The sequence below is a fragment of the Variovorax sp. DAIF25 genome (genome assembly GCF_050711835.1).
Classification (GTDB): Bacteria; Pseudomonadota; Gammaproteobacteria; order Burkholderiales; family Burkholderiaceae_C; genus Variovorax.
In genome coordinates this window covers 3,064,696-3,086,529 of the sequence record NZ_CP136636.1, presented here as the reverse complement: position 1 = coordinate 3,086,529, position 21,834 = coordinate 3,064,696, and the positions used below count along the sequence as shown (strand labels likewise).

The following is a 21,834-nucleotide window of genomic DNA, read 5'->3' as shown; positions in this document are numbered from 1 at the left end:
GCGCGCATGAGCGGCATCAAGATCTCGGCGCGCGACGTGCGCATGGACTACGCGGCGCGCGGCGCGAGCGAGCGCGTGCGCGTGCTCGAGGGCTTCGACCTCGACGTGCGCGAAGGCGAGTTCCTCTCGGTGCTCGGCCCCTCGGGCTGCGGCAAGTCGACCTTCCTCGGCATCCTGGCCGGGCTCACCGAGCGCACCGGCGGTCGCATCGCCATCGACGGCCAGCCGGTCGCGGGCGTGCACCGCAACCAGGGCGTGGTGTTCCAGGGCTATGCGCTGTTCCCGTGGCTCACGGTGCTCGACAACATCGCGGTGGGCCTCGAGATCCGCGGCATCGGCAAGGCCGCGCGCCGCCGCACCGCGCAGGAATACCTCGAGCTCGTGGGCCTGCACGGCTTCGGCGAACGCTATCCGCACGAGATCTCGGGCGGCATGAAGCAGCGCGTGGCGATCGCGCGCTCGCTGGCCTACCGGCCCGACGTGCTGCTGATGGACGAGCCCTTCGCCGCGCTCGACGCACAGACGCGCGAGATCCTGCAGGGCGAGCTGCTGCGCATCTGGGAGCAGTACCGCAAGACCATCGTCTTCATCACGCACAGCCTCGAGGAGGCGGTCTACCTGTCCGACCGCGTGGCCGTGATGACGCAGCGGCCCGGCCGCATCAAGGCGATCATCGACATCCCGCTCGCGCGGCCGCGCTCGGCCGAGCTGCGCCATTCGCCCGAGTTCGCGGCCCTGCGCCAGCGCGCCTGGGAGGTGTTGAAGGACGAGGTGCAGATCGGGCTGAAGCCGCGTTCGCTCGAAGGCGTGAACCTGGGGGTGGTCTCGTGAGCGCCGTGCTCGAAGGCGCGCCCGCCGCGCCCGCGCCGCGCCGCACGCTGGCGCGCTTCGCCCGATTCGCGGGCCGCTTCGCCGAGCGCGCCGCCGGCATCGTGCTGTTCCTCGCGCTGTGGGAAGCACTGCCGCGCCTTGGCATCGTGAGCGACGCCTACCTGAGCCCGCCCTCGGCCGTGCTCGCGAGCATCGGCCAGTTGCTCGACAACGGCCAGCTCTGGAAGCACGTGGCCGCGAGCCTGCAGCGCTCGCTATGGGGCCTGGTTCTCGCGAGCAGCGCGGGCGTGCTGCTGGGCCTGCTGGTCGGCGGCTTCCGCCGGCTCGCGGCCATCGTCGACCCGGTGCTGCAGCTGTTCCGCCAGACCTCGGCCTTCGCGCTGTTCCCGGTCTTCATCCTGTTCCTCGGCATCGGCGAGCTGTCGAAGGTGGCGATCATCTTCTGGGCCTCGTTCTGGCCGGTGCTGCTGAGCACGGTGAGCGGCGTGAAGCAGGTCGACCGGCTGCTCGTGAACTCCGCGCTGTCGATGGGCGCCTCGCGCCGCTTCGTCTTCTTCAAGGTGGTGCTGCCGGCCTCGCTGCCCTCGATCTTCACGGGCGTGCGGCTCGCGGGCGCCTACAGCATCACGGCGCTGGTGGCGGCCGAGATGATCGGCGCGCACTCGGGGCTGGGCTTCCTCACGCTCAACTCGCAGGAGACCTTCCAGATCCCGACCATGTATGCCGGCATCCTGCTGCTGGCGGTGCTCGGGCTGCTGCTGAATTACCTGCTGGCGCTGCTCGAGCGCCGGCTGCTGCGCTGGCGGCGCGGGTTGAGCCTCGATGAGTGAGAACCCGCGCCCTTCTTCCTCCTCGGCCGTGGCCGGCCTGCTCGACGGCATCGGCCGCTGGCCCAGCCTGGTCGCGGCCGGTCCGGTGCTCGCGGTGGTCGCCGTGCTGGCCGCCGCCGGCGGTGCCTGGCCGAATGCCGACAACGCACCGCGCGAGCGCGGCCTGTCGGGCCCCGCGACCTGGCTCGCATGGCTGCCGCCGCTGGCCGTGCCCGCGCTGGCCACGCCGCTGAATCAGTTGCCCAAGGGCCCGGTGCTCGCACGCGCGATCGCGCGCGGCGAACTGGTCGTCGGCGTGCGGCGCTATCCGCGCCCTGCCCCGCCCGGCTCGCCCACGCCGCCCGAACCCGATGCCTTCGACGCCACGCTGGCACGCGAGCTCGCGGCCTCGCTGGGCGTGAAGGCCGTGCTGGTCGGCCTGGCGCCCGACGAGCGCGACGAGGCGCTGCGCGACGGCCGTGTCGACCTGCTGGTGGCCGGCGTGCCCACGCAGGGCCAGGGCGCGCGCACCGACGAAGGCGGCGCCGGCATCGATGCCGCGCCCGGCAGCTACGACACCGGTCGCGGCCAGGTGGTCGCGCTGCGCCGCGGCCGCGTGCAGGACGAGGAGGCGCTGCGCGGCGCCTCGGTCTGCGTCGGCGAAGGCTCGGGCTACGCGGGCGCGGTGGCGCTGCGCTATGGCGCGCAGCCACGCAACTATCCCTCGGCGGTGCATGCGGCCTCGGCCTTCATGGCCGGCGAATGCGCGGCGCTGGCCGAAGACGCGCAGGTGCTCGAGCGGCTGATGGGCAACGAGGAATGGCGCTTCTACAAGCCGGTGGCGCAGGACCTGCGCGCACCGGCCGACGCGGCCGTGCGGCTCGCGGCCGGAGACGCCGTGTCGCGCGACTACATCGCCGCCGCGCTGCGGCGCTGGCGCGCCGACGGCACGCTCGCGCAGGCGCGGGGGGCGCGTGCGGGGAATCTGCAGTTCGAGATCACGTTGTTGAAGGATGGGTTGGTCTGCCACTCGTGAGCGGAACGGAAAGCGGACAGCCGAACGCAGAAGGAAGACCAAGGAAGCGCAGAAGTCGCAGAAGGAAATCCACAAATGGCTTTTCTTCTGCGACTTCTGCGAAACCTTCGCGACTTCTGCGTTCGGCGGCCCGCCTTCTAACCCTCACCCGCCCACTGCCACTGCGCCAACGCGAAGTCCTGCGTCACCAGCTTCTCCGCCAGCAGGAACTTCTTCACCTCCTCGATCAGCCCCAGCCCCTCGGCGGGATAGGCGGCCTCGGGATACTGGCTCAGCGGATGCGAGGCCTTGACCGCCTCGAGCGGGAAGCCGCTGACCTCGGCATGGAAGGCGTAGTAGGCCGCGCTGTCGGCGCGCATCTCGGCGATGGCCGCGCGGCGCGCGCGGGTCCAGGCGGCCGGCAGGCCGGGTGCGGTGGCGAGCAGCTTCGACGAGGCGACGATCACCGAGGTGCCGCGCAGGGTGGGATGGCGGTCGGCCTCGTCGATCACGGGGTAGCCGCGCGATGCGAGCAGCGGCCCGACGTCGATCTGGGCCGCGAAGGCGGCGATCGAGCGCTGGTCGAGCGCGGCCTCGCCGTCGCGCGGGAACATGTGGATCACCTTCACCGACTTCTGCAGGCCATGTTCCTTGAGCAGGCCCAGCACGTAGCGGTGCATGTAGGAACCGCGCGCCACGCCGATCGCCTGGCCCTCGAGCTCGCGCACGCTGCGCACGCCGTCGCGCGGCGTGAGCAGCCAGACGTTCATGCCCACGGTGTCGAAGCCGATCAGCCGCGCATCGAGCCCGCGCGAGCGCGCGACCACGGCGGGCGTGTCGCCGTAGATGCCGACGTCGAGCACGCCCGAGATGAAGGCTTCGTTGAGGTCGGGTCCGTTCGGGAAGTTGCGCGTGACCACCTCCTTGAAGCCCAGCGGCGCGAGCTCGCGCTGCAACAGGCCCTGGCGCAGCGCCCAGCCGGTGGCGGCCGCGGGCTTCTTGCCCGGACCGATGTAGCCCAGGCGCAGCACGCCTGCGCCCGATGCGCCCTGCGCAATCGAGAACAGCGGCAGCGTGGCGGCGGTTGCGGCGACGGCGCCGCGCAGCAGCCGCCGGCGGCCGGTATCGACAGGCGCGGCCATCAGTGCGCGCGCCGCAGCAGTTCGAAGCTGGCGTCGGCCGAGGCCGTCGACTGGCGGCCGCGCCCCCAGCCGATGTCGCGGCGGTAGCTGCCCATCAGCGCCTGGGCGGCCACGTCGCGCTCCTCGGCGGTGGCGCCGCGGTCGGCGATCGGCGCGACGTAGAGCGCGTCCTCGGGGCAGTAGAGCTCGCACATGAAGCAGGTCTGGCAATCGTCCTGGCGCGCGATGCGCGGCAGGCCGCCGGGCACGGCCTCGAACACGTTGGTCGGGCAGGCGCTCACGCAGATGTTGCAGGCGGTGCAGCGTTCGGCGCTGATGAGTTCGATCATGCGGCCACCTCTTCCTCGGCGCGCCGTTGCACGGCGTGGCGCTGCACCCAGACCTCGTCGAGCCCGCCGCTCAGCAGGCGATGGCGCTGGGTCGGGTCGATGGCCGAATGCTCGCGCCGGCGGTGCATGCCGCGCGTCTCGGTGCGCTGCAGCGCGCTGCGGTACATCCAGCGCGAGGTGGCCAGCATGGCGGCCGCTTCGCGCGCGCGCACCGCGTCGGCCGCGCTGGCCGCCGGCGCGCCCTGACGCAGGCGCTCCCACAAAGCGTCGAGCCGCGCGAGCGAATCGCGCAGCGCGTCGCCTTCGCGGAACCAGTTGCGTTCGTAGGGGAAGACCTCGGCCTGCACCGCGCGCACCACGGCCTGGCTGTCCCAGGCCTGCGCGCCGCGCGTGGCCAGCGCGACGCCGCCGGCACGCAGGGCCGCGCGTTGCGAACGCGCGCGCGCATCGCGCCCGAAGTCGGCCGCGCCGGCGCCGGCCCAGAAACCCGAGGACAGCGCCCAGGCCGCGTTGTGGCTGCCGCCGCCGGTGAAGCCGCCGCAGATCAGCTCGCGCGTGGCCGCGTCGCCCGCGGCGTAGAGGCCGGCCACGGTGGTGGCGCAACTGTCGTCCACCAGGTGCAGGCCGCCGGTGCCGCGCACCGTGCCTTCGAGCCGCAGGGTGACCGGGAAGTGCTGCGTGAACGGGTCGATGCCCTGGCGGTCGAAGGAGACGAAGAAGTTCGGCTGCGCGGTGCGCATCCAGGCGCGGATCTGCGCGTCGGCACGGTCGAGGCAGGCGTAGACGGGTTGCGCCTGCAGCGTCTGCGCGATCACGCCGCGGCCCTTGGACGAGCCCGCGCCCTCGATCGCCACGCCGTCGGCCGTGTAGAAGGTGGCCCAGTTGTAGAACAGCGACTTGGTGACCGACGAGAAGGCCGGCCCGAGCCCGTAGGCATTGGAGAACTCCATGCCCGACAGGGCCGCGCCGACCTCGGCCGCCATCAGCTGGCCGTCGCCGGTCAGCACGTTGCAGCCGAGCGCGCGGCTCAGGAAGGCGCAGCCGCCGGTGGCGATGACCACGGCGCCGGTGCGCGCCACCCAGCTTTCGCCGGTCTGCCGGTTCACGCCGGTGGCGCCGCAGACGGTGCCGTGCTCGTCGACCAGCAGCTCGAGCACCGGGCTGTGGTCGAGGATGCGCGCGCCCGCGGCCTTCACGCGCTTGCGCATCAGCCGCATGTATTCGGGGCCCTGCAGCGAGGTGCAGCGCAGCGCGCCCTGGTCGTCGACCGGGAACGGATAGCCCCATTCCTTGAGCGTCTCGACGTTGGTCCAGGTCTGCTCGAGCACGCGGTCCATCCAGGCGTGCTCGGCCAGCTGGCCGCCCATCGCGAAGCGGCTGGCCTTGGCCTCCTCGCGCGCCGTGCCTTCGGCCGGCACGTGCCACAGGCCGGTGCCCGAGGGCGCGGTGGCGCCCGAGGTGCCGCAGAAGCCCTTGTCGGCCAGCAGCACGCGCGCGCCGCGCGCGGCCGCGCTCACCGCGGCCCAGGCACCGGCCGGGCCGCCGCCGATCACCAGCACGTCGGCCTCGTGGCGCGTGCCGCCATCGGCGCCCGAAAGAAGCTGCCGCTCGAAATCCCTGGCGCCCATGTCGCGTGTCCTCTGCTGCAAAGAAAGAAAAGAGGACCGACCGTATCAACGGCGCGGGCGCGGCACAAAGAAGGAATGCGTGCTTCGATATGCGCGGCCCTGGAATGCCGCTCAGTTGCCCCAGCGCAGCTTGAGGCCGGCCCAGACCGCCAGCAGCACGGCCGCGCCGAACACCCAGCCCGAGAGCGCGCCGGCCATGGTGCCCGACAGCAGGTTGCCGACGGTGCAGCCCAGGCCGGTCATCGCGCCCCAGCCGAGCAGCAGGCCGCCGCCGAGCCCGCGCGCGACCTGCGCCGGCCGCGGCCACGCGGGACTGAACTGCCCGCTCGCGAGCGCGGCCGCGAAGGCGCCGGCGACGAGGCCGCCGACCAGCAGCGCGTTCGGCGTCTGCCACAGGCTCTGCGCCACGGCCGTGACGCAGCCCGCGAAGCCGTCGAGGCCCTCGAGCCGCTGCGGCAGCAGGCCCTGCCCTTCGCCGGCCGCGCGCGCCGCGCTGCCGAGCGCGGCCGTCACGCCCAGCGGCCGCAGCCGCAGCACCACGATCACGGCGATGGCGCCCACCGCGAGGCCGCCCCAGACGTAGGGCCAGCGTCCTCGCAGCAGCGCGCGCAGCGCGGCGCCGAAGCTCGCGGGCACCGCGGCGTTCTGCGCGGGCGGCAGGCGTCGCCACAGCAGCGCGCTCGCGAGCGCCAGCACCGCGAGCTGCAGCGCGGCCGAGCCCGCATAGCCGAGGTGATGCGGCAGCCAGGGCACGGGCGCGGTGGCGATGGTCGCGCTGTAGAGCGGGTTCCAGGTGTTGAAGCCGAGCACGAAGCCCAGCGCGGCGCCCGCGAGCGCGAAGGGCGCGGTGGGCGAGCCCTCGCCGAGCCGGTACCAGTGCGCGCTGATGCACGAGCCCGACACCACCATGCCCGCGCCGAAGGCCAGGCCCGCGAGCACCAGTGCCCAGCTCACCGGGCCGATGTGGGCATCGGGCGGCAGCCGGCCCGGCTGCGGCACGGGCAGCCAGCCGCTCATCACCACGTGCATGCCGAGCGTGCCCACCGCGAGCGCCGCGACGATCGCGAGCAGGCCGCGCGCGTCGCCGCGCTCGAAGTAGTCGCGCGCATGGCAATAGAAGCAGAAGCGCGAGCGCTGCAGCACGATGCCGAGCACCGCGCCGATGCCGAGCGCGAAGGCCAGCGCGCGGCCGCCGCTGCGCTCGCCGAGCAGGTGCACGCCGGCCGCGAGCAGCACCAGCACGACCGACGCCGTGGCCAGCGCGGGCCAGCGCGCCGCGCCCGTGCCATCCAAAAAAAACGAGCCCGAAGGCTCGCCCAATGCCGTCCGCGCTTCCGGCGGACGGCCACCCAACTCCTGGTGACTCATTGAAGTACCTTCGTGCTTCGCACTACGGTGCGAGCTTGCTTGGGGCGGCCCGGCGCGGCGCTCACGCACCCTCCTCGTTCTTCTCCTCTCCTCGAATCACTTCGACGCCCAGACGGTGCCGCTCGGGTTGTTCACCGGCACGCCGACCGCATTGCCGTACTCGGTCCACGAGCCGTCGTAGTTGCGCACGTTCTTGTAGCCGAGGATGCGGTGCAGCGCGAACCAGGTGTGGCTCGAGCGCTCGCCGATGCGGCAGTAGGTGATGACCGGCTTGCTGCCGTCGATGCCCGCGGCGGCGTAGAGCGCCTTCAGCTCGGCCGGCGACTTGAAGGTGCCGTCCTCGTTGACCGCGCGGCCCCAGGGCACGTTGGCCGCGCCGGGGATGTGGCCCGCGCGCACCGCGAGTTCGGCCGCGCCCGGCGGCGCGAAGATCTTGCCGCTGTATTCGTCGGCCGAGCGGATGTCGACCAGGCGGGTGTCCGACTTGCCGTCGGCCACCGCCACCACGTCGGTCAGGCGCGCGCGCAGCGCCGGGTCGGGCCGGCTCGCCTTGAAGGCGGTGGCGGCGTACTCGGGCGTGCGGTTCTCGAGCGTGCGGTTCTCGGCCTCCCACTTCTTGCGGCCGCCGTCGAGCAGCTTGACGTTGTTCAATCCGTACTGCTCGAACACCCAGGCGCCCCAGGCCGCGAACCAGTTGTTGTTGTCGCCGTACAGCACGATGGTGGTGTCCTTGTCGACGCCCGCGGCCGACAGCAGCTTCTCGAACTGGGCCTGGCTCACGATGTCGCGGCGCACGCGGTCGTTGAGGTCGTTGTGCCACGAGAAGTTGACCGCGCCGGGGATGTGGCCGCGCTCGTAGAGGCCGGGGTTCACGCTGACCTCGATCACGCGCACCTTGGCGTTCCTGAGGTTCTTCTCGAGCCACTCGGTCGACACCAGCGCCTCGCCGGCTTCGGCCGCGGATTGGGCGACGGCCACGGGGGCGCTCGCGATGAAGGTCAGCGTGGCAAGGGAGGCGGCTCGCCACCAGCGGCTCAGGATCGACATGCGTAACTCCTTGTGAAAAGTGCAGGCCGCACTTTAGGGAGTCGCCACGCGCTCACCAACGAAGCGTTTGCGATATGGCTATGACCAATGCATCTGAAAGCGGCAGCCGCTTCGGCGCGATCAGGCCGAGGGCTTCGCGCCCTTGCGGCCGAACACCTCGGGCGCCACCAGCATGAAGGCGCGCACGCGGTCGGCCAGCACCGCGTCGAGGTCCTCGGGCATGGCCTCGGCGTAGATCCAGCGCCGCACGCCGATGTAGAAGATCCCGCCGTGCATGCCCCACATCAGTTCGCGCTCGCGCTCGGTGGGTTTGGCGCGCCCCGTGAGGCCGAGCTCGTGGCGCATCTCGCGCCAGATGTGCGGGAACAGCCGTTCCTTGAGCAGTTCCATGTACTGCCCCGGCACGTAGCCGTCGGACAGCCCCGAGAACACCAGGATGCGCACCCACTCCTTGGTGAGGATCGCGCGCGCATAAGCGCCGTAGAAGCGCACCAGCCGCGCCTCGAGCGGCGTGGAGCGGTCGGACAGCCACTCCTCCCACTCCTGCTGCCAGCGCTCGAGGTAGACCTCCTCGTACACGCGCTCGATCAGCGCGCGCTTGTTCGGGAAGTAGTGATAGAGCAGCGGATGCGTGATGCCGATCTGCTGCGCCAGCTCGCGCGTCTGGCCGTCGAGGCCGCGCTCCGAGAAGAAGGCGATCGCGCCGTCGAGGATCTGGCGCTCGCGGTCCTCGGTCGAGAGCCGCTGGCGCGCGGGCTTGACGGCCACGTTCTTCGGGTCTTCGGATGCGTCTTTCATGAAACGGCTGTTGTCTTCGGTGTTGTCGTTGGAGGGTCGCAATTTACCTCATGGTAAGTACCAATGATCTTATTGACCAATCGTTAAATACTCCGACCCATGCGAACGGCACCGGCTCCCGGTGCGCCACCGAAGAAAGAGACGACGGATGGAACTGCAAGGCGAACAGTGGATTCCCGCGGGCCGCGAGACGGTCTGGCGCGCCCTCGACGATCCCGAGTTGCTGGCACGCTGCGTGCCCGGCTGCGAGGAGATCCGCCGGCTCGGCGAGAACGAGATGGAGGCGCGGCTGCTCGCCAAGATCGGCCCGGTGCGCGCGCATTTCAGCGGCCGCATCCGCCGGCTCGACGTGGTCGAGCCGCAGAGCTGCCGCATCGCCTTCGAGGGCAGCGGCGGCGCGGCCGGCATGGCCAAGGGCGAATCGCGCGTCACGCTCGCCACCGAGGGCAACGGCACGCGGCTGACCTACACGGTCGAGGCGGCCGTCGGCGGCAAGCTCGGGCAGATCGGCGGCCGGCTCGTGAATGCCTCGGCACGCAAGATGGCCGACGAGTTCTTTCTCGCGCTCAACGAGCAGCTCGCGCCCAAGCCCGCGGCGCAGGTGCTCGAAGCCGCGACGGACAGGCCCGAGGCACGGCGCGACCCGGCCCCCACGTTGGCGGCACCGGTGCGCGCCGCCACCGCATCGGCCGGCTTCGGCCCCTGGTCCGGCGAACTGCAGCGCCTGCTGTGGCTCGCGATCGGCAGCGGCATCGGCTGGCTCGCGAGCCGCGTGTTCTGAGCCAGGAAAGCCCGCGATGAAAGCCCCCGCCTTCTCCTACCTGCGCGCGCAGAGCCTGGCCCAGACCTCGGCCCTGCTGCGCGAGCACGGCGACGCGGCCCGCGTGCTGGCCGGCGGCCAGACCCTGCTGGCCACGCTCAACATGCGGCTGTCGAAGCCGCAACTGCTGATCGACATCGCCGCCCTGCCCGAGCTGCGCGGCATCGAACTGCGCGGCGACTTCCTGCGCATCGGCGCGCTGGTGCGACACGTCGACATCGAATGCTCGGAACTGATCGCGCAGCGGCTGCCGCTGCTGTCGCAGGCCGCGCCGCACGTGGCGCATGCGGCGATCCGCAACCGCGGCACGCTCGGCGGCTCGATCGCCTTCGCCGATCCCGCGGCCGAATGGCCGGCCTGCGCGCTCGCGGCCGATGCCGAGCTGATCGTGAGCGACGGCCAGCGCGAGCGCCGCGTGATGGCCGGCGACTTCTTCATCGACCTCTACCAGACCGACCTGCGCGCGCACGAGGTGCTGGTGGCGCTCGAGTTCCCGCTGCCGGGCCCGGCGCGCCGCTTCGCCTTCGCCGAGTTGGCGCGGCGCCACGGCGACTACGCCATCGTGGGCATCGCGCTGGCCGCCGACGTGCACGAGGGCCGGCTGTCCGACCTGCGCATCGCCTTCTTCGGCATGGGCAACACGCCGATGCGCGCGCTCGGCGCCGAGACCCGGCTGGCCGGCACCCAGGCCGACGAAGGCACGCTCGAGGCCGCCGTGCTGAGCCTCGACGAGGACATGCAGCCCGATGCCGACCTGCACAGCAGCGCCGCGGCCAAGCGCCACCTGGCCGGCGTGCTGCTGCGGCGCGCGGTCGAGCGCGTGCTGCAACCGGAGACCGCCCAGTGATGGACACCACCGACACCCACGACCTCCAGCTCGCGGTGCGCATCGAGGTCAACGGCGAGGTGCACGCCTGCCGCGTGGAGCCGCGCCAGCACCTGGTCGACTGGCTGCGCGACGAGCTCGGCCTCAAGGGCACGCGCGTGGGCTGCGAGCACGGCGTGTGCGGCGCCTGCACGGTGCTGATCGACGGCGAGATCGCGCGCGGCTGCCTGGTGCTCGCGGTGCAGGCCGACGGCCGGCGCATCGAGACCATCGAGGGCCTGTCCGACGCCGGCACGCTCGCCGACCTGCAGCGCAGCTTCTCGGCGCGCAATGCCGCGCAGTGCGGCGCCTGCACCTCGGGCATGCTGCTGACCGCGCACGCGCTGCTCGAACGCACGCCCTGCCCGGGCCGCGACACGATCCGCGAACAGATCTCGGGCAACTACTGCCGCTGCACGGGCTACCACGCGATCGTCGACGCGATCGCGCTGGCCGGGCAGGAACGGCAGGCGCGCTGCGGCGGCTGTACCGGCCCCGCGGGGAGCGCGGCATGAACGACCTCACCCTCCCCGCACCGGTGCGCGAGATCGAGGCGCAGCGCTACATCGGCCAGTCGGTCGAGCGGCCCAACATGCAGCGGCTCACCCAGGGCCGCGCGAACTACGTCGACGACCTCGAGCTGCCGCGCATGCTGCACGTGGTCTACCTGCGCAGCCCGCACGCGCATGCGCGCATCGTGCGCATCGATGCCGAGGCGGCGCGCCGCATGCCGGGCATCGCGGCCATCGTCGACGGCCGCCAGCTCGCGGCGGTCTGCGCGCCCTGGGTCGGCACGCTCAAGCACCTGGCGGGCATGCGCTCGCCGCCGCAGCATGCGCTGGCGATCGAGCGCGCCACCTGGCAGGGCGAGGCGGTGCTCGCCATCCTCGGCCGCACCCGGGCGCTGGCCGAGGACGCGCTCGACGCGGTCCAGGTCGAATGGGAGCCGCTGCCCGCCGCGGTGCACATGGACACCGCGCTCGATGCCGCCACGCCGGTGATCCATCCCGAGCTCGGCAGCAACCTGTGCTTCCACCGCGAGATCGACACCGGCGGCGTGGAGGCGGTGTTCGAGGGCGCCGACGTGGTGGTCGAGGACGAGTTCCGCTTCGGCCGCCACACCGGCGTGACGCTGGAGCCGCGCGCCGTGCTGGCCGACTTCACGCCCACCGGCCGGCGCCTCGTGGTGCACCACTCGCACCAGGCGCCGCACATGATGGCCGACCTCTATGCGCGCCAGCTCGGCCTGCAGGAGGCCGACGTGCGCGTGGTCTGCCGCGACGTCGGCGGTTCCTTCGGCATCAAGGTGCATGCCTATGCCGACGACTTCGCGACGGTGGCGCTGTCGGTGCTGCTGGGGCGGCCCGTCAAGTTCGTCGCCGACCGGCTCGAGTCCTTCGTCACCGACGTGCATGCGCGCGAGCACCGCGTGAAGGCACGGCTCGCGCTGGCGCGCGACGGCCGCATGCTGGCGTTCCAGATCGACGACCTCACGGGCATCGGCCCGTTCTCGATGTTCCCGCGCACCAGCGCGATCGAGGGCAACCAGGTCATCAACATCACGGGCGGCCCCTACAAGCATGCGCACTACAAGGCCACGCTCGATGTCGCCTTCCTCAACAAGGTGCAGACCAGCCAGTACCGCGGCGTCGGCCATCCGATCGCCTGCACCGTGACGGAGGGGCTGGTCGATCTCGCCGCCGCAAAGCTGGGCATCGACCCGCTCGAACTGCGCCGCCGCAACGTGATGGAGGACGGCAGCTATCCGCGCCAGGGTGCCTCGGGCATCCTGCTCGAGGGGCTGTCGCACCAGGCCTGCCTGGACCGCATCGAGACGCTGATGGACTACGGCGCGCTGCGCCGCGAGCAGGCCGCGCTGCGCGAGCGCGGCGTGCACCGCGGCATCGGCCTGGCGGCGCTGATCGAGCTGACCAATCCCGGCCCGGCCTTCTACGGCGTGGGCGGCGCGCGCATCGCGGCGCAGGACGGCGCGACCGTGCGGCTCGATCCCACCGGCGTGGTGCACTGCGCCACCGGCGTGGGCGAACAGGGCCAGGGCACCGAGACCATCTTCGCGCAGATCGTGGCCGACACGCTGGGCCTGCCGATGGCCTCGGTGCGCGTGCTGACCGGCGACACCGCGGCCACGCCCTACGGCGGCGGCACCTGGGCCTCGCGCGGCGCGGGCATCGGCGGCGAGGCCGTGCTGCTCGCGAGCCGCGACCTGCGCCGCCACATCCTGGCGCTCGCGGCCGCGCACCTGAAGCGGCCGGCCGAGGGCCTGACGATCGCGCACGGCGAGGTGCGCTGCCTGGCCACGGGCGACACGCTGTCCGACCTGGCCGAGCTCGGCCGGCTCGCGCACTTCCGCCCCGACCTGCTGCCCGCGGGCTTCCAGCCCGAGCTGGTGGTCACGCGCCACTATGCGCAGCGCGACTATCCCTTCGTCTTCACCAACGGCGTGCAGGCCTCGTATGTCGAGGTCGACGTCGATACCGGCTTCGTGCGGCTGCTGCGCCACTGGGTGGTGGAGGACTGCGGGCGCGTGCTCAACCCGATGCTGGTCGACGAGCAGATCCGCGGCGCCGTGGTGCAGGGCATCGGCGGCGCCCTCTACGAGGAATGCCTCTACGACGACCACGGCCTGATGCGCAACGGCAGCATGGCCGACTACCTGGTGCCGATGGCCTTCGAGATGCCCGACATCGAGGTGGCCCACATCGAGACCCCCACGCGCACCTCGCAGCTCGGCGCCAAGGGCGCGGGCGAGGCCGGCACGGCGGGTGCGCCAGCCGCCGTGCTCAACGCGATCAACGACGCACTGCGGCCCTTCGGCGCCCACGTGTCGGAACAGCCCGTGACCCCCGAGAAAGTTCTGCGCGCCCTCGGGCGCATCTGATTTCCGGCCGCGCGGGCGCCCCCGGGCCCGCGCCTTCATCGCTTGCATTGACCCGAACGACAAGGAGACACGCCATGACCTCGCCCCTCGACCTTCCCTCCCCCTCGCTGCGCCGGCGCACCGTGCTGCAGGCCGCCGGCGGCGCCCTGCTGGCCTCGGGTGCCGCGCTGCCGCTGCGCGCGCTGGCGCAGAACGAACCGTTCCGCGTCGGCCTGCCGATCCCGCTGACCGGGCCCTTCGCGGCCGAGGCGCGCGCGGTGCAGCAAGGCGCCGAGCTCGCGGTCAAGGAATTCAACGCGGCCGGCGGCCGGCGCGCCGAGCTGCTGGTGCGCGACGACAAGCTCAACCCGCAGGAGGCCGTCACGCGCACGGTCGAGCTGATCGAGAAGGACCGCGCGCACTTCATCGTGGGCTCGGTGTCGGCAGCGGTGCAGCTGTCGGTCAACAACGCGACCAGGCAGCGCAAGATCATCTACAACTCGGTGAGCCAATCCGACTCGATCAACGAGGCCAAGGACTTCAGCAAGTACACCTTCCACGAATGCCTGAACCCGCACATGACCGCGGGCGCGGTGGCGCGCTACGCCTTCCCGAAGATGGGCAAGCGCGTGGTGTTCCTCACGGCCGACTACGCCTACGGCCACGAGATGTCGCGCGGCTTCCTCGCGGCCGGCAAGGCCTTCGGCATCGAGGTGCTGGCCGACATCCGCCATCCGCTGGGCCAGACCGATTTCTCGAGCTACTTCCCGCGCATCCTCGCGCTCAAGCCCGACGTGCTGGTGGTCTGCAACTTCGGCCGCGACCAGTCGATCGCCTTCCGCCAGGCCGGCGACTTCGGCGTCAAGCAGAAGTCGAAGATCATCGCGCCGCTCCTGATGCACTCGGGCCGCATGGTCGACGGCCACGAGGTGTATGCCGACATCATCGGCGGCACCGGCTACTACTGGGGCATGGAGGAGAGCACGCCCTCGGCGCGCGCCTTCAACACGGCGTTTCGCGCGGCCAACGGCGGCACCGCGCCGACCGACTACGCGGGCCTGGGCTATGCGGGCGTGCGCAACCTGCTGGCCGCGGCGAAGCAGGCCGGAAGCACCGACAGCGACCGCGTGGCCGAGGCGCTGCAGGCCCTCAGGAGCGACGCCTACAAGGGGCCGACCTACTACCGCGCCTGCGACCACCAGTCGGTGCAGTCGGTGCTGATCGTGGAATCGAAGCCCGCCGCGCAGGCCAAGGGCAAGGACGACATCTTCCGCATCGTCGCCACCGAGGCACCCGACGAGGCGCGCATGCGCAGCTGCGCCGAGCTGGGCCACGCCTGAGAGCCTCGCCGTGGAACTCTCCGTCTCCCTGCTGCTCCAGCAGCTCTTCGTGGGCCTGGCGCTCGGTGCCATCTACGTGCTGGTGGCCGTCGGCCTGTCGCTCATCTTCGGGCTGCTGGGCGTGGTCAACTTCGCGCACGGCGCCTTCTACATGCTGGGCGCCTACGTGGCGGTCTACGCCTACGGCCTCACCGGCAGCTTCTGGTGGTGCCTGCTGCTGGTGCCGCTCGCGGTCGGCCTGCTGGGGCTGGTGGCCGAACGCTGGCTGATCCGGCCGCTGTACGGCCGCGGCGTGGACTACCCGCTGCTGCTGACCTTCGGCCTGGCCTACGTGCTGGTCGACGGCGTGCGCATGGTCTGGGGCGTGCAGGGCGAGGCCTTCGCCACGCCCGAGGCGCTGCGCGGCGCGGTCGACCTGGGCTTCGGCGTGTTCCCGCTCTACCGGCTGTTCCTGCTCGGCCTGTGCGCGGCACTGCTGCTGGCGCTGTGGCTGTTCATCGAGAAGACGCGCCTGGGCCTGGTGATCCGCGCCGGTGCGCGCGACCCACTGGTGCTCAAGGTGCTGGGCATCGACGTGGGCCGCGTGTGGCTCCTGATCTTCGGCCTCGGCACCGCGCTCGCGGGCCTGGCCGGGCTGCTGGCGGCGCCGCTGCGCGGGGTGAATCCCGAGATGGGCGGCTCGGTGCTGATCGAGGCCTTCGTGGTCACCGTGATCGGCGGCATGGGTTCGCTGGTCGGCGCCATCGTGGCCGGCCTGCTGGTGGGCGTGGTGGTGGCGATGACCACGCTGTTCCAGCCCGAACTCGCCGAACTCGCCATCTTCGCGCTGATGGCCGCGGTGCTGATCCTGCGGCCCAACGGGCTGTTCGGCGCGCGCGACTGAAGGCGCGCCCTTCGCTTCCAACGCTTTCCAGACCATGTCCACCACCACTTCCTCCTCCCCGCCCCCGCTGCGCGCGCCGCGCGCCGAAGCCGCCGCGGCCCCGGGCGCGCGACGGCTGCGCGAGGCGGCCACGCGCCACCGCGTGCCGCTGAGCATCGCGGTGCTCGCGCTGTTCCCGCTGGTCGTTCCGTTCCACGCGATGGCGATCAACATCCTGCTGTTCGGCCTGTTCGCCGCGGGCTACAACCTGACCTTCGGCTACACCGGCAAGCTGTCGTTCGGCCACGCGGCCTTCTACGGCAGCGGTGCCTACGCCTGCGGCATCCTGATCGCCAGCCACGGCCTGCCCTGGCCGCTGGCCGTGGCGGCGGGCATCGCGCTCGGCGGGCTGGTGGCGCTGGCCATCGGCGCGCTCGCGATCCGCACGCGCGGCATCTACTTCGCGATGGTCACGCTGTCGCTCGCGCAGTGCGTGTACTTCGCGGCCTTCCACGCGACCTCGCTGACCGGCGGCGACAACGGCCTGCGCGGCGTGAACGTGCCCACGCTGCGCCTCGGCGGCTGGCAGGTCGACCTGCTGCAGCCGCTGAACCGCTACTACTTCATGCTCTGCTTCGTGGCGCTGGCCGTGTGGCTGCTGTCGCGCATCCTGCAGTCGCCGTTCGGCGCAGTGCTCGAGGCGGTGCGCGAGAACGAGCAGCGCGCCCGCGCCTCGGGCTTCGACGTGGAGCGCGCCAAGCTGCTGTCCTTCGTGATCTCGGGCCTGTTCTGCGGGCTGGCCGGCGCGCTGACGGCGATCAACCTCGCCACCGTGGGCATCGACACCCTGTCGTACCACACCTCGGGCCAGGTGATGATGGTCACGCTGCTCGGCGGCATGGGCACCTTCTTCGGGCCCTTCGTGGGCGCCGGCGTGTTCCTCGCGATGGAGCATGCGCTGACGGCCGTGACCGAGCGCTGGCAGCTGATCGTCGGGGTGATCTTCATCGCGCTGGTGCTGTTCTTCCCGAAGGGCATCTGGGGCACGCTGCTCGCGAGGATGGAACGATGACGACCACGCATCGGGACGCCATCCTCGAGACGCGCGGCCTCACCAAGCGCTTCGGCCAGTTCACCGCCAACGAGGACATCGGCGTGAGCTTCCCGCGCGGGCAGCTCACCGCGATCATCGGTCCCAACGGCGCGGGCAAGTCGACCTTCTTCAACATGGTCTCGGGCGCCTTCGCGCCGAGCGCGGGCGAGATCCGCTTCGACGGCCGCGACATCACCGGGCTGGCCCAGCACCGCTTCGCGCACCTGGGGATCGCCAAGTCGTTCCAGGTGACCAACCTGTTCCCCGAGCTCACGGTGCTGGAGAACGTGCGCGTGGCGGTGCAGGCGCTCGACAGCGGCTTCGACTGCTGGCGCCCGCGCGCCGCGCGCCGCGACTGGATCGAGAAGGCCGAGCGGCTGCTCGAGCGGGTGCAGCTGCAGGACAAGCGCGGCTTTCGCGCCGAGCGGCTCTCGCACGGCGAGCAGCGCGCGCTCGAGATCGCGGTGGCGCTGGCGAGCGACCCGAAGCTGCTGCTGCTCGACGAGCCCACGGCCGGCATGAGCCCCGAGGAGACGCGCTCGGTGATGGACCTGATCCTCGCGCTGGTGGCCGAGCGCACGGTGGCGCTGGTGGAGCACAAGATGAAACTGATCATGGGCGTGAGCGACCGCATCGTGGTGCTGCACCAGGGCCGCCTGCTGGCCCAGGGCAGCCCCGCGGAGATCCGCGCCAACGAGGACGTGCAGCGCGTCTACCTCGGCCATGGAGGGCAACACCGATGACCCCAACGCAACCGCCGCTGCTCGCGGTGCAGAAGCTCGAGGCCTGGTACGGCCGCAGCCACATCCTGCAAGGCATCGACCTCGAGGTGCACGCGGGCGAGATCGTCTGCCTGATCGGGCGCAACGGCGCGGGCAAGACCACGATCATGCGCAGCATCATGGGCCTGATGGGCCGCACGCGCGGCAGCGTGCTGTTCGACGGCGTGTCGCTGCTGGGCCTGCCGCCGCACCGGCGCTTCCACCAGGGGCTGGCCTACGTGTTCGAGGAGCGCCGCATCGTGCCCGGGCTCACGGTGCTCGAGAACCTGCGCCTGGGCATCCTGGCCTCGGGCCGGCGCGCGCGCGAGCAGGAACTGATCGACGAGGTGGCGCAGACCTTCCCGCGCCTCAAGGAGCGGCTCGCGCAGGTGGCGGTCACGATGTCGGGCGGCGAGCAGCAGATGCTGGCGATCGCGCGCGCGATGGTGGCGCACCCCAAGCTGGTGATGCTCGACGAGCCCAGCGAGGGGATCATGCCGGTGCTGGTGGACGAGATGTTCGCGCTGTTCGCGGCCTGGAAGCGCGCCGGCAAGACGCTGCTGCTGGTGGAGCAGAACGTCGAACTGGCGCTGTCGATCGCGGACCGCGCCTACATCGTCGACCAGGGCTGCATCGCGCACCACGCGGGCGCGGCCGAGCTGCTGGCCGACCGCGAGATCCAGGAGCGCTACTGCTCGGTGTAGCGCGCCCGGACCTCGGCTCAGGCGCCGTCGACCACCGGGTTCGACAGCAGGCCCACGCCCTCGATCTCGACCTCGCAGACGTCGCCGGCCTTCATGAAGACCTGCGGCTTGCGCGCCAGGCCCACGCCCGAGGGCGTGCCCGCGATGATGATGTCGCCGGGCTGCAGCGCGAAGGGCTCGGAGCACACCGACACCAGCGTCGCCACGTCGAAGATCATGTCGCGCGTGTTGGCGTCCTGCAGCACCTGGCCGTTGAGCCGGGTCTGCAGCTTGAGGCCGGCGGCGCCCGCGGGCAGCTCGTCGGCGGTCACGAACTCGGGGCCGAACGAGCCCGAGCGGTCGAAGTTCTTGCCCATCATCCATTGCGCCGACTTGAACTGGTAGTCGCGGATCGAGCCGTCGTTGAACACCGAGTAGCCGGCCACGTGGTCGAGCGCCTGGTCCTTGCCGATGTAGCGGCCGGCCTTGCCGATCACGATGACCAGCTCGCCCTCGTAGTCGAACTGGGTCGAGACGTGCGGGCGCTCGAGCGCCTTGCCGTGGCCCACCCACGAAGAGGCGAAGCGGTGGAACAGCACGGGGTAGGTCGGCGGGTCGAACTTGCTCTCGGCCGCATGGTCGATGTAGTTGAGGCCGACCGCGATCGCCTTGGCGGGCGACTGCACGGGCGGCAGCCAGTCGAGGCCGGCCAGCGGCAGCCGGCTGCGCGCGCTCTCGCCGGCGCGGCGCGCGGCGGCCAGGCCCTCGGGGCCGGCGCGCAGCAGCTCGTCGAGCGTGGCGGGCAGGCCTTCGGCGCTGAGGTTCACGACTTCGTCGCCAAGACGAAGACCGAGGGCGGGCTTGCCGCTGCTTTGAAAGGCCAGGAGGCGCATGGGAGTTCCTTGTGGTGGGTGAAAGAGGAAGAGAAACGCGAAACGATCAGGCGGCGGGATCGGCGGCCGGCGGCACGGGCTCGATCTCGAAGTTGGTGACGAAGTCCTCGGGCACGCGCGGGCCCCAGGCATAGAAGGAGTCTTCGGGCGGATGGTCGGCGGCGGGCCAGTCGAAGTCGCCGGGCACGAAGTCGATGTCGTACGAATATTCCGAATAGCTGCCCCAGGGATCGCGCACGTAGTGGAAGTAGTTCGAGCCCAGCACGTGGCGCCCCACGCCCCAGCCGCGCACATGGCCGGCGGCCAGCATCTGCTCCATGCCGCGGCCGACCTCGTCGATGTCGGCCACGTCCCAGCTCAGGTGGTGCAGCCCGGGCCCGCCCGACTTGGCCATCGCGACCAGGTGGTGGTCGCTGCCGTGCACGCCGTGCATGAACACGATCAGGTCGCCCGAGCGGTCGGAGACGCGCAGGCCCAGCGCCTCCTCGAAGAAACGCACCGCCTCGGGCACCTTCGCGCTGAACAGCAGCACGTGCGAGAGCCGGCGCGGGTGCACCTTCGGGATGCGCGCGCGGTTGAGCGACGCGCCGACGCCCGGCGGCGGACGCGGCGCGAGCACCCGCTCGCCCGCGGCCTCGGGCGAGCTCTTGGCCGCCACCACGACCTGCACCGGGAAGCCGTCGGGATGCAACAGCCAGAGACCGGCCTCGCCGCCCTGCCCCGCGCTCAGCGGATGGGCCGCGCAGCGCGGCAGGCCCAGCTGCTGCGCGCGCGCGGCGATGGCGTCGAAGTCCTCCGCGAAGCAGCCGAAGCGCAGGTACTGCAGCTTCTTGGGCTGGCCCGGCGCTTCGTGGAGCGAACCCCAGGCCTGCGGATGGCCGACGGTGTGGAGGTCGAGCCGGCCGCCATCGCGGCGCGGATCAAGGCCGAAGGCGGCATAGAAGCGCTCGGCCTCGGCGAGGTCGGGCACGGTGAACACGAAGCGGTCGAGCGAATGCACGGCCTGCAGCGCGGCGCGCGGCGGGTTCTTGACGGTGCGAAGCGAGGAAGCGGTCATGGCGGCTTGTCTCCGGTGGACGGGGGGATCCGTGGTTTCTTGTTCGAAAAATATATTATTTATTGAATCATAGATTTAAAAGCCTGCCAAGTATGATCTGAGCCGAAGCAACGCCACGGCGCGAAAGGACGCGATGAACGAGAAGACCAAGGGCATGAGCCAGACGCGGCTGGTGTTCACCCACCTGCGCGCCGCGATCGTCGGCGGCCGCCTGCTGCCCGACGCCAAGCTCAACATCGCCGCGCTGGCCGAGGAGCTCGACGTGAGCGCGGGCGCGGTGCGCGAGGGGCTGGCGATGCTCGAGGCCGAATCGCTGGTGGTGTCGGAGCCCGCGCGCGGCTTCCGGGTCAGCCCGATCTCCGAGCCCGAGCTCGAGGACCTGGTGCAGGCGCGCATCGAGATCGAGAAGCTCTGCCTGGCCGAGGCGATCCGCCATGGCGGCCTCGAATGGGAAGGCCGCGTGGTGTCGGCCCACCACCGGCTGTCGCGGCTGGCCGAACTGCAGCACGAGCTGCCGCAGACCCTGCTGAGCGAGGACTGGACCGCCGCCCATGCCGAGTTCCACCATGCGCTGGTGAGCGGCTGCCCCAACGGCTGGCTGTTGCGCATGCACCTGATGCTCTACCAGCAGAGCGAGCGCTACCGGCAGCTGTCGGCGCCGCTGGGCGGCGACCGGCGCGACGTGCGCGGCGAGCACCAGGCGCTGGTCGACGCGGTGCTCGGCAAGGACGTGCAGGCCGCGCAGGCGCTGATCACGGAGCATCTGCAGACCACGGGGCGCCTGCTGGTCGAGGGCCTGCGCGCGCAGGCGCCGAAGGCCGCGAAGCGCCGCGCATAGCTGCGCGGCAACGACGCGGCAACGACGCGACGATTACGCCGCCACATCACAGCTATATCGCGCGGCCCCTTCAACCGGCCCGCCCGGCATCGCAAGCTCGCTGCATCTTCAACAAAGCATGCAAGGAGCGACACGATGTTCGCGATGCAGTACTCGCACCGGCTGCCGGCCAGGCACGACATGGAAGCCATTCGCCGCCGCGCGGCGCAGCGCGGCCCGCTGTGGGACCACACCGAGGGCCTGGTGTTCAAGGCCTTCGTCGCGCAGGAACGCGGCCGGCACCGTGCGGTCGGCCACCTCTACGCCTCGGTCTACCTGTGGCGCGAGCCCGCGGCCGCGGCTTCGTTCCTGATGGGCGAGCGCTTTCAGAACGTGATCGACAGCTTCGGCCGGCCGCGCGTGGAGAGCTGGCTGCCGCTCGATGCGCGCGCCGGCGCGGCTCGCACAGAACGCGCGACCTGGCTGCGGCGCAGCGAGCGCGCGCTCGATGCCGATGCCGACCGCGCGGCGGTGTTCGCCGCGCAGGCCCGCGAGCCAGAGGCGGGCGTGGTCGCGACCTGGAGCGCGCTCGACCTGGCCGCCTGGCGGATCGTGCGCTTCACGCTGCTGACGGATGCGCCCGATGCGCCCGATGCAGGCGATGGCGACGCGATCTACGAAGTGCTGCACCTCGCGCAGCCGGGCCTGGAGACGCTGCCATGAGCACCGCCTTCGACCTGCTCGCGGGCCATCTGCTGGCCGTGCTCTCGAGCGCCGCCGTGCTGGCGATGGCCACCG

At 71.6% G+C, this 21,834-nt stretch carries 22 protein-coding genes; 14 read left to right on the top strand and 8 right to left on the bottom strand.

Going from position 1 to position 21,834, the window contains the following annotated elements:
* Positions 1 to 6 precede the first annotated feature (6 nt).
* Genes R0232_RS14265 through R0232_RS14255 form a run of 3 tightly spaced genes read left to right on the top strand, consistent with a single transcriptional unit; the run spans position 7 to position 2,676 of the window.
* Positions 7 to 831 carry an ABC transporter ATP-binding protein gene (locus R0232_RS14265; protein ID WP_093342525.1) on the top strand — a complete coding sequence of 275 codons (825 nt, stop codon included), beginning with the start codon at positions 7 to 9 and terminating at the stop codon, positions 829 to 831.
* Positions 828 to 1,661, top strand: a complete 834-nt coding sequence (locus tag R0232_RS14260) for an ABC transporter permease (RefSeq protein WP_216087372.1) — start codon at positions 828 to 830, stop codon at positions 1,659 to 1,661. Before R0232_RS14265 ends, R0232_RS14260 begins: the two co-directional genes overlap by 4 nt.
* Entirely contained in the window at positions 1,654 to 2,676 is a 1,023-nt protein-coding gene (locus tag R0232_RS14255; protein ID WP_431512509.1) for a substrate-binding periplasmic protein, read from the top strand. The genes R0232_RS14260 and R0232_RS14255 overlap by 8 nt, the downstream gene beginning before the upstream one ends.
* A 137-nt stretch (positions 2,677 to 2,813) precedes the next feature.
* Here the strand turns inward: R0232_RS14255 and R0232_RS14250 are convergent, their stop codons facing one another.
* The 6 genes from R0232_RS14250 to R0232_RS14225 all read right to left on the bottom strand — a co-directional run bounded on the left by R0232_RS14250 (position 2,814) and on the right by R0232_RS14225 (position 8,967).
* A complete protein-coding gene (locus R0232_RS14250) occupies positions 2,814 to 3,797 on the bottom strand; it encodes an ABC transporter substrate-binding protein (RefSeq protein ID WP_431512508.1) in 984 nt (327 codons plus the stop codon).
* Positions 3,797 to 4,126 (bottom strand): 4Fe-4S binding protein, encoded by a 330-nt coding sequence (locus tag R0232_RS14245; protein WP_057594253.1) that lies wholly within the window; start codon positions 4,124 to 4,126, stop codon positions 3,797 to 3,799. The genes R0232_RS14250 and R0232_RS14245 overlap by 1 nt, the downstream gene beginning before the upstream one ends.
* On the bottom strand, positions 4,123 to 5,754 hold the full coding sequence (locus tag R0232_RS14240; RefSeq protein WP_431512507.1) for an FAD-dependent oxidoreductase: 1,632 nt from the start codon (positions 5,752 to 5,754) through the stop codon (positions 4,123 to 4,125). The genes R0232_RS14245 and R0232_RS14240 overlap by 4 nt, the downstream gene beginning before the upstream one ends.
* Before the next feature lie 111 nt (positions 5,755 to 5,865).
* Complete coding sequence (locus R0232_RS14235) at positions 5,866 to 7,122, bottom strand: YeeE/YedE family protein (RefSeq protein ID WP_431512506.1); 1,257 nt, start codon at positions 7,120 to 7,122, stop codon at positions 5,866 to 5,868.
* Between the two features lie 96 nt (positions 7,123 to 7,218).
* Complete coding sequence (locus R0232_RS14230) at positions 7,219 to 8,169, bottom strand: sulfurtransferase (protein WP_431512505.1); 951 nt, start codon at positions 8,167 to 8,169, stop codon at positions 7,219 to 7,221.
* Between the two features lie 120 nt (positions 8,170 to 8,289).
* A complete protein-coding gene (locus R0232_RS14225; protein WP_064262322.1) occupies positions 8,290 to 8,967 on the bottom strand; it encodes a TetR/AcrR family transcriptional regulator in 678 nt (225 codons plus the stop codon).
* 148 nt (positions 8,968 to 9,115) lie between these two features.
* On the opposite strand from R0232_RS14225, the gene R0232_RS14220 reads away from it, so the two are divergent.
* The 9 genes from R0232_RS14220 to R0232_RS14180 all read left to right on the top strand — a co-directional run bounded on the left by R0232_RS14220 (position 9,116) and on the right by R0232_RS14180 (position 18,290).
* Entirely contained in the window at positions 9,116 to 9,748 is a 633-nt protein-coding gene (locus tag R0232_RS14220) for a CoxG family protein (protein ID WP_431512504.1), read from the top strand.
* A 16-nt stretch (positions 9,749 to 9,764) separates the two neighbouring features.
* Positions 9,765 to 10,634 carry an FAD binding domain-containing protein gene (locus tag R0232_RS14215; protein ID WP_431512503.1) on the top strand — a complete coding sequence of 290 codons (870 nt, stop codon included), beginning with the start codon at positions 9,765 to 9,767 and terminating at the stop codon, positions 10,632 to 10,634.
* The gene (locus R0232_RS14210) at positions 10,634 to 11,167 is read left to right on the top strand and encodes a (2Fe-2S)-binding protein (RefSeq protein WP_431512502.1); all 534 of its coding nucleotides are present in this window, start codon (positions 10,634 to 10,636) and stop codon (positions 11,165 to 11,167) included. Before R0232_RS14215 ends, R0232_RS14210 begins: the two co-directional genes overlap by 1 nt.
* Entirely contained in the window at positions 11,164 to 13,551 is a 2,388-nt protein-coding gene (locus R0232_RS14205; protein WP_431512501.1) for a xanthine dehydrogenase family protein molybdopterin-binding subunit, read from the top strand. The genes R0232_RS14210 and R0232_RS14205 overlap by 4 nt, the downstream gene beginning before the upstream one ends.
* 74 nt (positions 13,552 to 13,625) lie before the next feature.
* On the top strand, positions 13,626 to 14,870 hold the full coding sequence (locus R0232_RS14200; protein WP_431512500.1) for an ABC transporter substrate-binding protein: 1,245 nt from the start codon (positions 13,626 to 13,628) through the stop codon (positions 14,868 to 14,870).
* 10 nt (positions 14,871 to 14,880) lie between these two features.
* Positions 14,881 to 15,753, top strand: coding sequence for a branched-chain amino acid ABC transporter permease (locus R0232_RS14195; protein WP_057594262.1), 873 nt, complete (start codon positions 14,881 to 14,883; stop codon positions 15,751 to 15,753).
* Between the two features lie 34 nt (positions 15,754 to 15,787).
* Entirely contained in the window at positions 15,788 to 16,804 is a 1,017-nt protein-coding gene (locus R0232_RS14190) for a branched-chain amino acid ABC transporter permease (RefSeq protein WP_093342540.1), read from the top strand.
* Positions 16,801 to 17,568 (top strand): ABC transporter ATP-binding protein, encoded by a 768-nt coding sequence (locus R0232_RS14185; protein ID WP_431512499.1) that lies wholly within the window; start codon positions 16,801 to 16,803, stop codon positions 17,566 to 17,568. Before R0232_RS14190 ends, R0232_RS14185 begins: the two co-directional genes overlap by 4 nt.
* Positions 17,565 to 18,290, top strand: coding sequence for an ABC transporter ATP-binding protein (locus tag R0232_RS14180; RefSeq protein ID WP_256222476.1), 726 nt, complete (start codon positions 17,565 to 17,567; stop codon positions 18,288 to 18,290). The genes R0232_RS14185 and R0232_RS14180 overlap by 4 nt, the downstream gene beginning before the upstream one ends.
* 17 nt (positions 18,291 to 18,307) lie before the next feature.
* On the opposite strand, the gene R0232_RS14175 is transcribed toward R0232_RS14180, so the two are convergent.
* Positions 18,308 to 19,162 carry a fumarylacetoacetate hydrolase family protein gene (locus R0232_RS14175; protein WP_296794321.1) on the bottom strand — a complete coding sequence of 285 codons (855 nt, stop codon included), beginning with the start codon at positions 19,160 to 19,162 and terminating at the stop codon, positions 18,308 to 18,310.
* 46 nt (positions 19,163 to 19,208) lie between these two features.
* Positions 19,209 to 20,219, bottom strand: coding sequence for a VOC family protein (locus tag R0232_RS14170; protein ID WP_431512498.1), 1,011 nt, complete (start codon positions 20,217 to 20,219; stop codon positions 19,209 to 19,211).
* A 133-nt stretch (positions 20,220 to 20,352) separates the two neighbouring features.
* Here R0232_RS14170 and R0232_RS14165 point away from each other — a divergent pair, with 133 nt between their 5' ends.
* Positions 20,353 to 21,057, top strand: coding sequence for a GntR family transcriptional regulator (locus R0232_RS14165; RefSeq protein WP_413763776.1), 705 nt, complete (start codon positions 20,353 to 20,355; stop codon positions 21,055 to 21,057).
* A gap of 135 nt (positions 21,058 to 21,192) precedes the next feature.
* Positions 21,193 to 21,759 (top strand): DUF4865 family protein, encoded by a 567-nt coding sequence (locus tag R0232_RS14160; protein WP_431512497.1) that lies wholly within the window; start codon positions 21,193 to 21,195, stop codon positions 21,757 to 21,759.
* Positions 21,760 to 21,834 lie beyond the last annotated feature (75 nt).

Excerpts from the sequence above, each read along its gene's own strand:
- R0232_RS14265 (WP_093342525.1), top strand. The coding sequence starts at position 7 with ATGAGCGGCATCAAGATCTCGGCGCGCGACGTGCGCATGGACTACGCG.
- R0232_RS14255 (WP_431512509.1), top strand. The coding sequence starts at position 1,654 with ATGAGTGAGAACCCGCGCCCTTCTTCCTCCTCGGCCGTGGCCGGCCTG.
- R0232_RS14250 (WP_431512508.1), bottom strand. The coding sequence starts at position 3,797 with ATGGCCGCGCCTGTCGATACCGGCCGCCGGCGGCTGCTGCGCGGCGCC.
- R0232_RS14245 (WP_057594253.1), bottom strand. The coding sequence starts at position 4,126 with ATGATCGAACTCATCAGCGCCGAACGCTGCACCGCCTGCAACATCTGC.
- R0232_RS14240 (WP_431512507.1), bottom strand. The coding sequence starts at position 5,754 with ATGGGCGCCAGGGATTTCGAGCGGCAGCTTCTTTCGGGCGCCGATGGC.
- R0232_RS14235 (WP_431512506.1), bottom strand. The coding sequence starts at position 7,122 with ATGAGTCACCAGGAGTTGGGTGGCCGTCCGCCGGAAGCGCGGACGGCA.
- R0232_RS14230 (WP_431512505.1), bottom strand. The coding sequence starts at position 8,169 with ATGTCGATCCTGAGCCGCTGGTGGCGAGCCGCCTCCCTTGCCACGCTG.
- R0232_RS14225 (WP_064262322.1), bottom strand. The coding sequence starts at position 8,967 with ATGAAAGACGCATCCGAAGACCCGAAGAACGTGGCCGTCAAGCCCGCG.
- R0232_RS14220 (WP_431512504.1), top strand. The coding sequence starts at position 9,116 with ATGGAACTGCAAGGCGAACAGTGGATTCCCGCGGGCCGCGAGACGGTC.
- R0232_RS14215 (WP_431512503.1), top strand. The coding sequence starts at position 9,765 with ATGAAAGCCCCCGCCTTCTCCTACCTGCGCGCGCAGAGCCTGGCCCAG.
- R0232_RS14210 (WP_431512502.1), top strand. The coding sequence starts at position 10,634 with ATGGACACCACCGACACCCACGACCTCCAGCTCGCGGTGCGCATCGAG.
- R0232_RS14205 (WP_431512501.1), top strand. The coding sequence starts at position 11,164 with ATGAACGACCTCACCCTCCCCGCACCGGTGCGCGAGATCGAGGCGCAG.
- R0232_RS14200 (WP_431512500.1), top strand. The coding sequence starts at position 13,626 with ATGACCTCGCCCCTCGACCTTCCCTCCCCCTCGCTGCGCCGGCGCACC.
- R0232_RS14190 (WP_093342540.1), top strand. The coding sequence starts at position 15,788 with ATGTCCACCACCACTTCCTCCTCCCCGCCCCCGCTGCGCGCGCCGCGC.
- R0232_RS14185 (WP_431512499.1), top strand. The coding sequence starts at position 16,801 with ATGACGACCACGCATCGGGACGCCATCCTCGAGACGCGCGGCCTCACC.
- R0232_RS14180 (WP_256222476.1), top strand. The coding sequence starts at position 17,565 with ATGACCCCAACGCAACCGCCGCTGCTCGCGGTGCAGAAGCTCGAGGCC.
- R0232_RS14175 (WP_296794321.1), bottom strand. The coding sequence starts at position 19,162 with ATGCGCCTCCTGGCCTTTCAAAGCAGCGGCAAGCCCGCCCTCGGTCTT.
- R0232_RS14170 (WP_431512498.1), bottom strand. The coding sequence starts at position 20,219 with ATGACCGCTTCCTCGCTTCGCACCGTCAAGAACCCGCCGCGCGCCGCG.
- R0232_RS14165 (WP_413763776.1), top strand. The coding sequence starts at position 20,353 with ATGAACGAGAAGACCAAGGGCATGAGCCAGACGCGGCTGGTGTTCACC.
- R0232_RS14160 (WP_431512497.1), top strand. The coding sequence starts at position 21,193 with ATGTTCGCGATGCAGTACTCGCACCGGCTGCCGGCCAGGCACGACATG.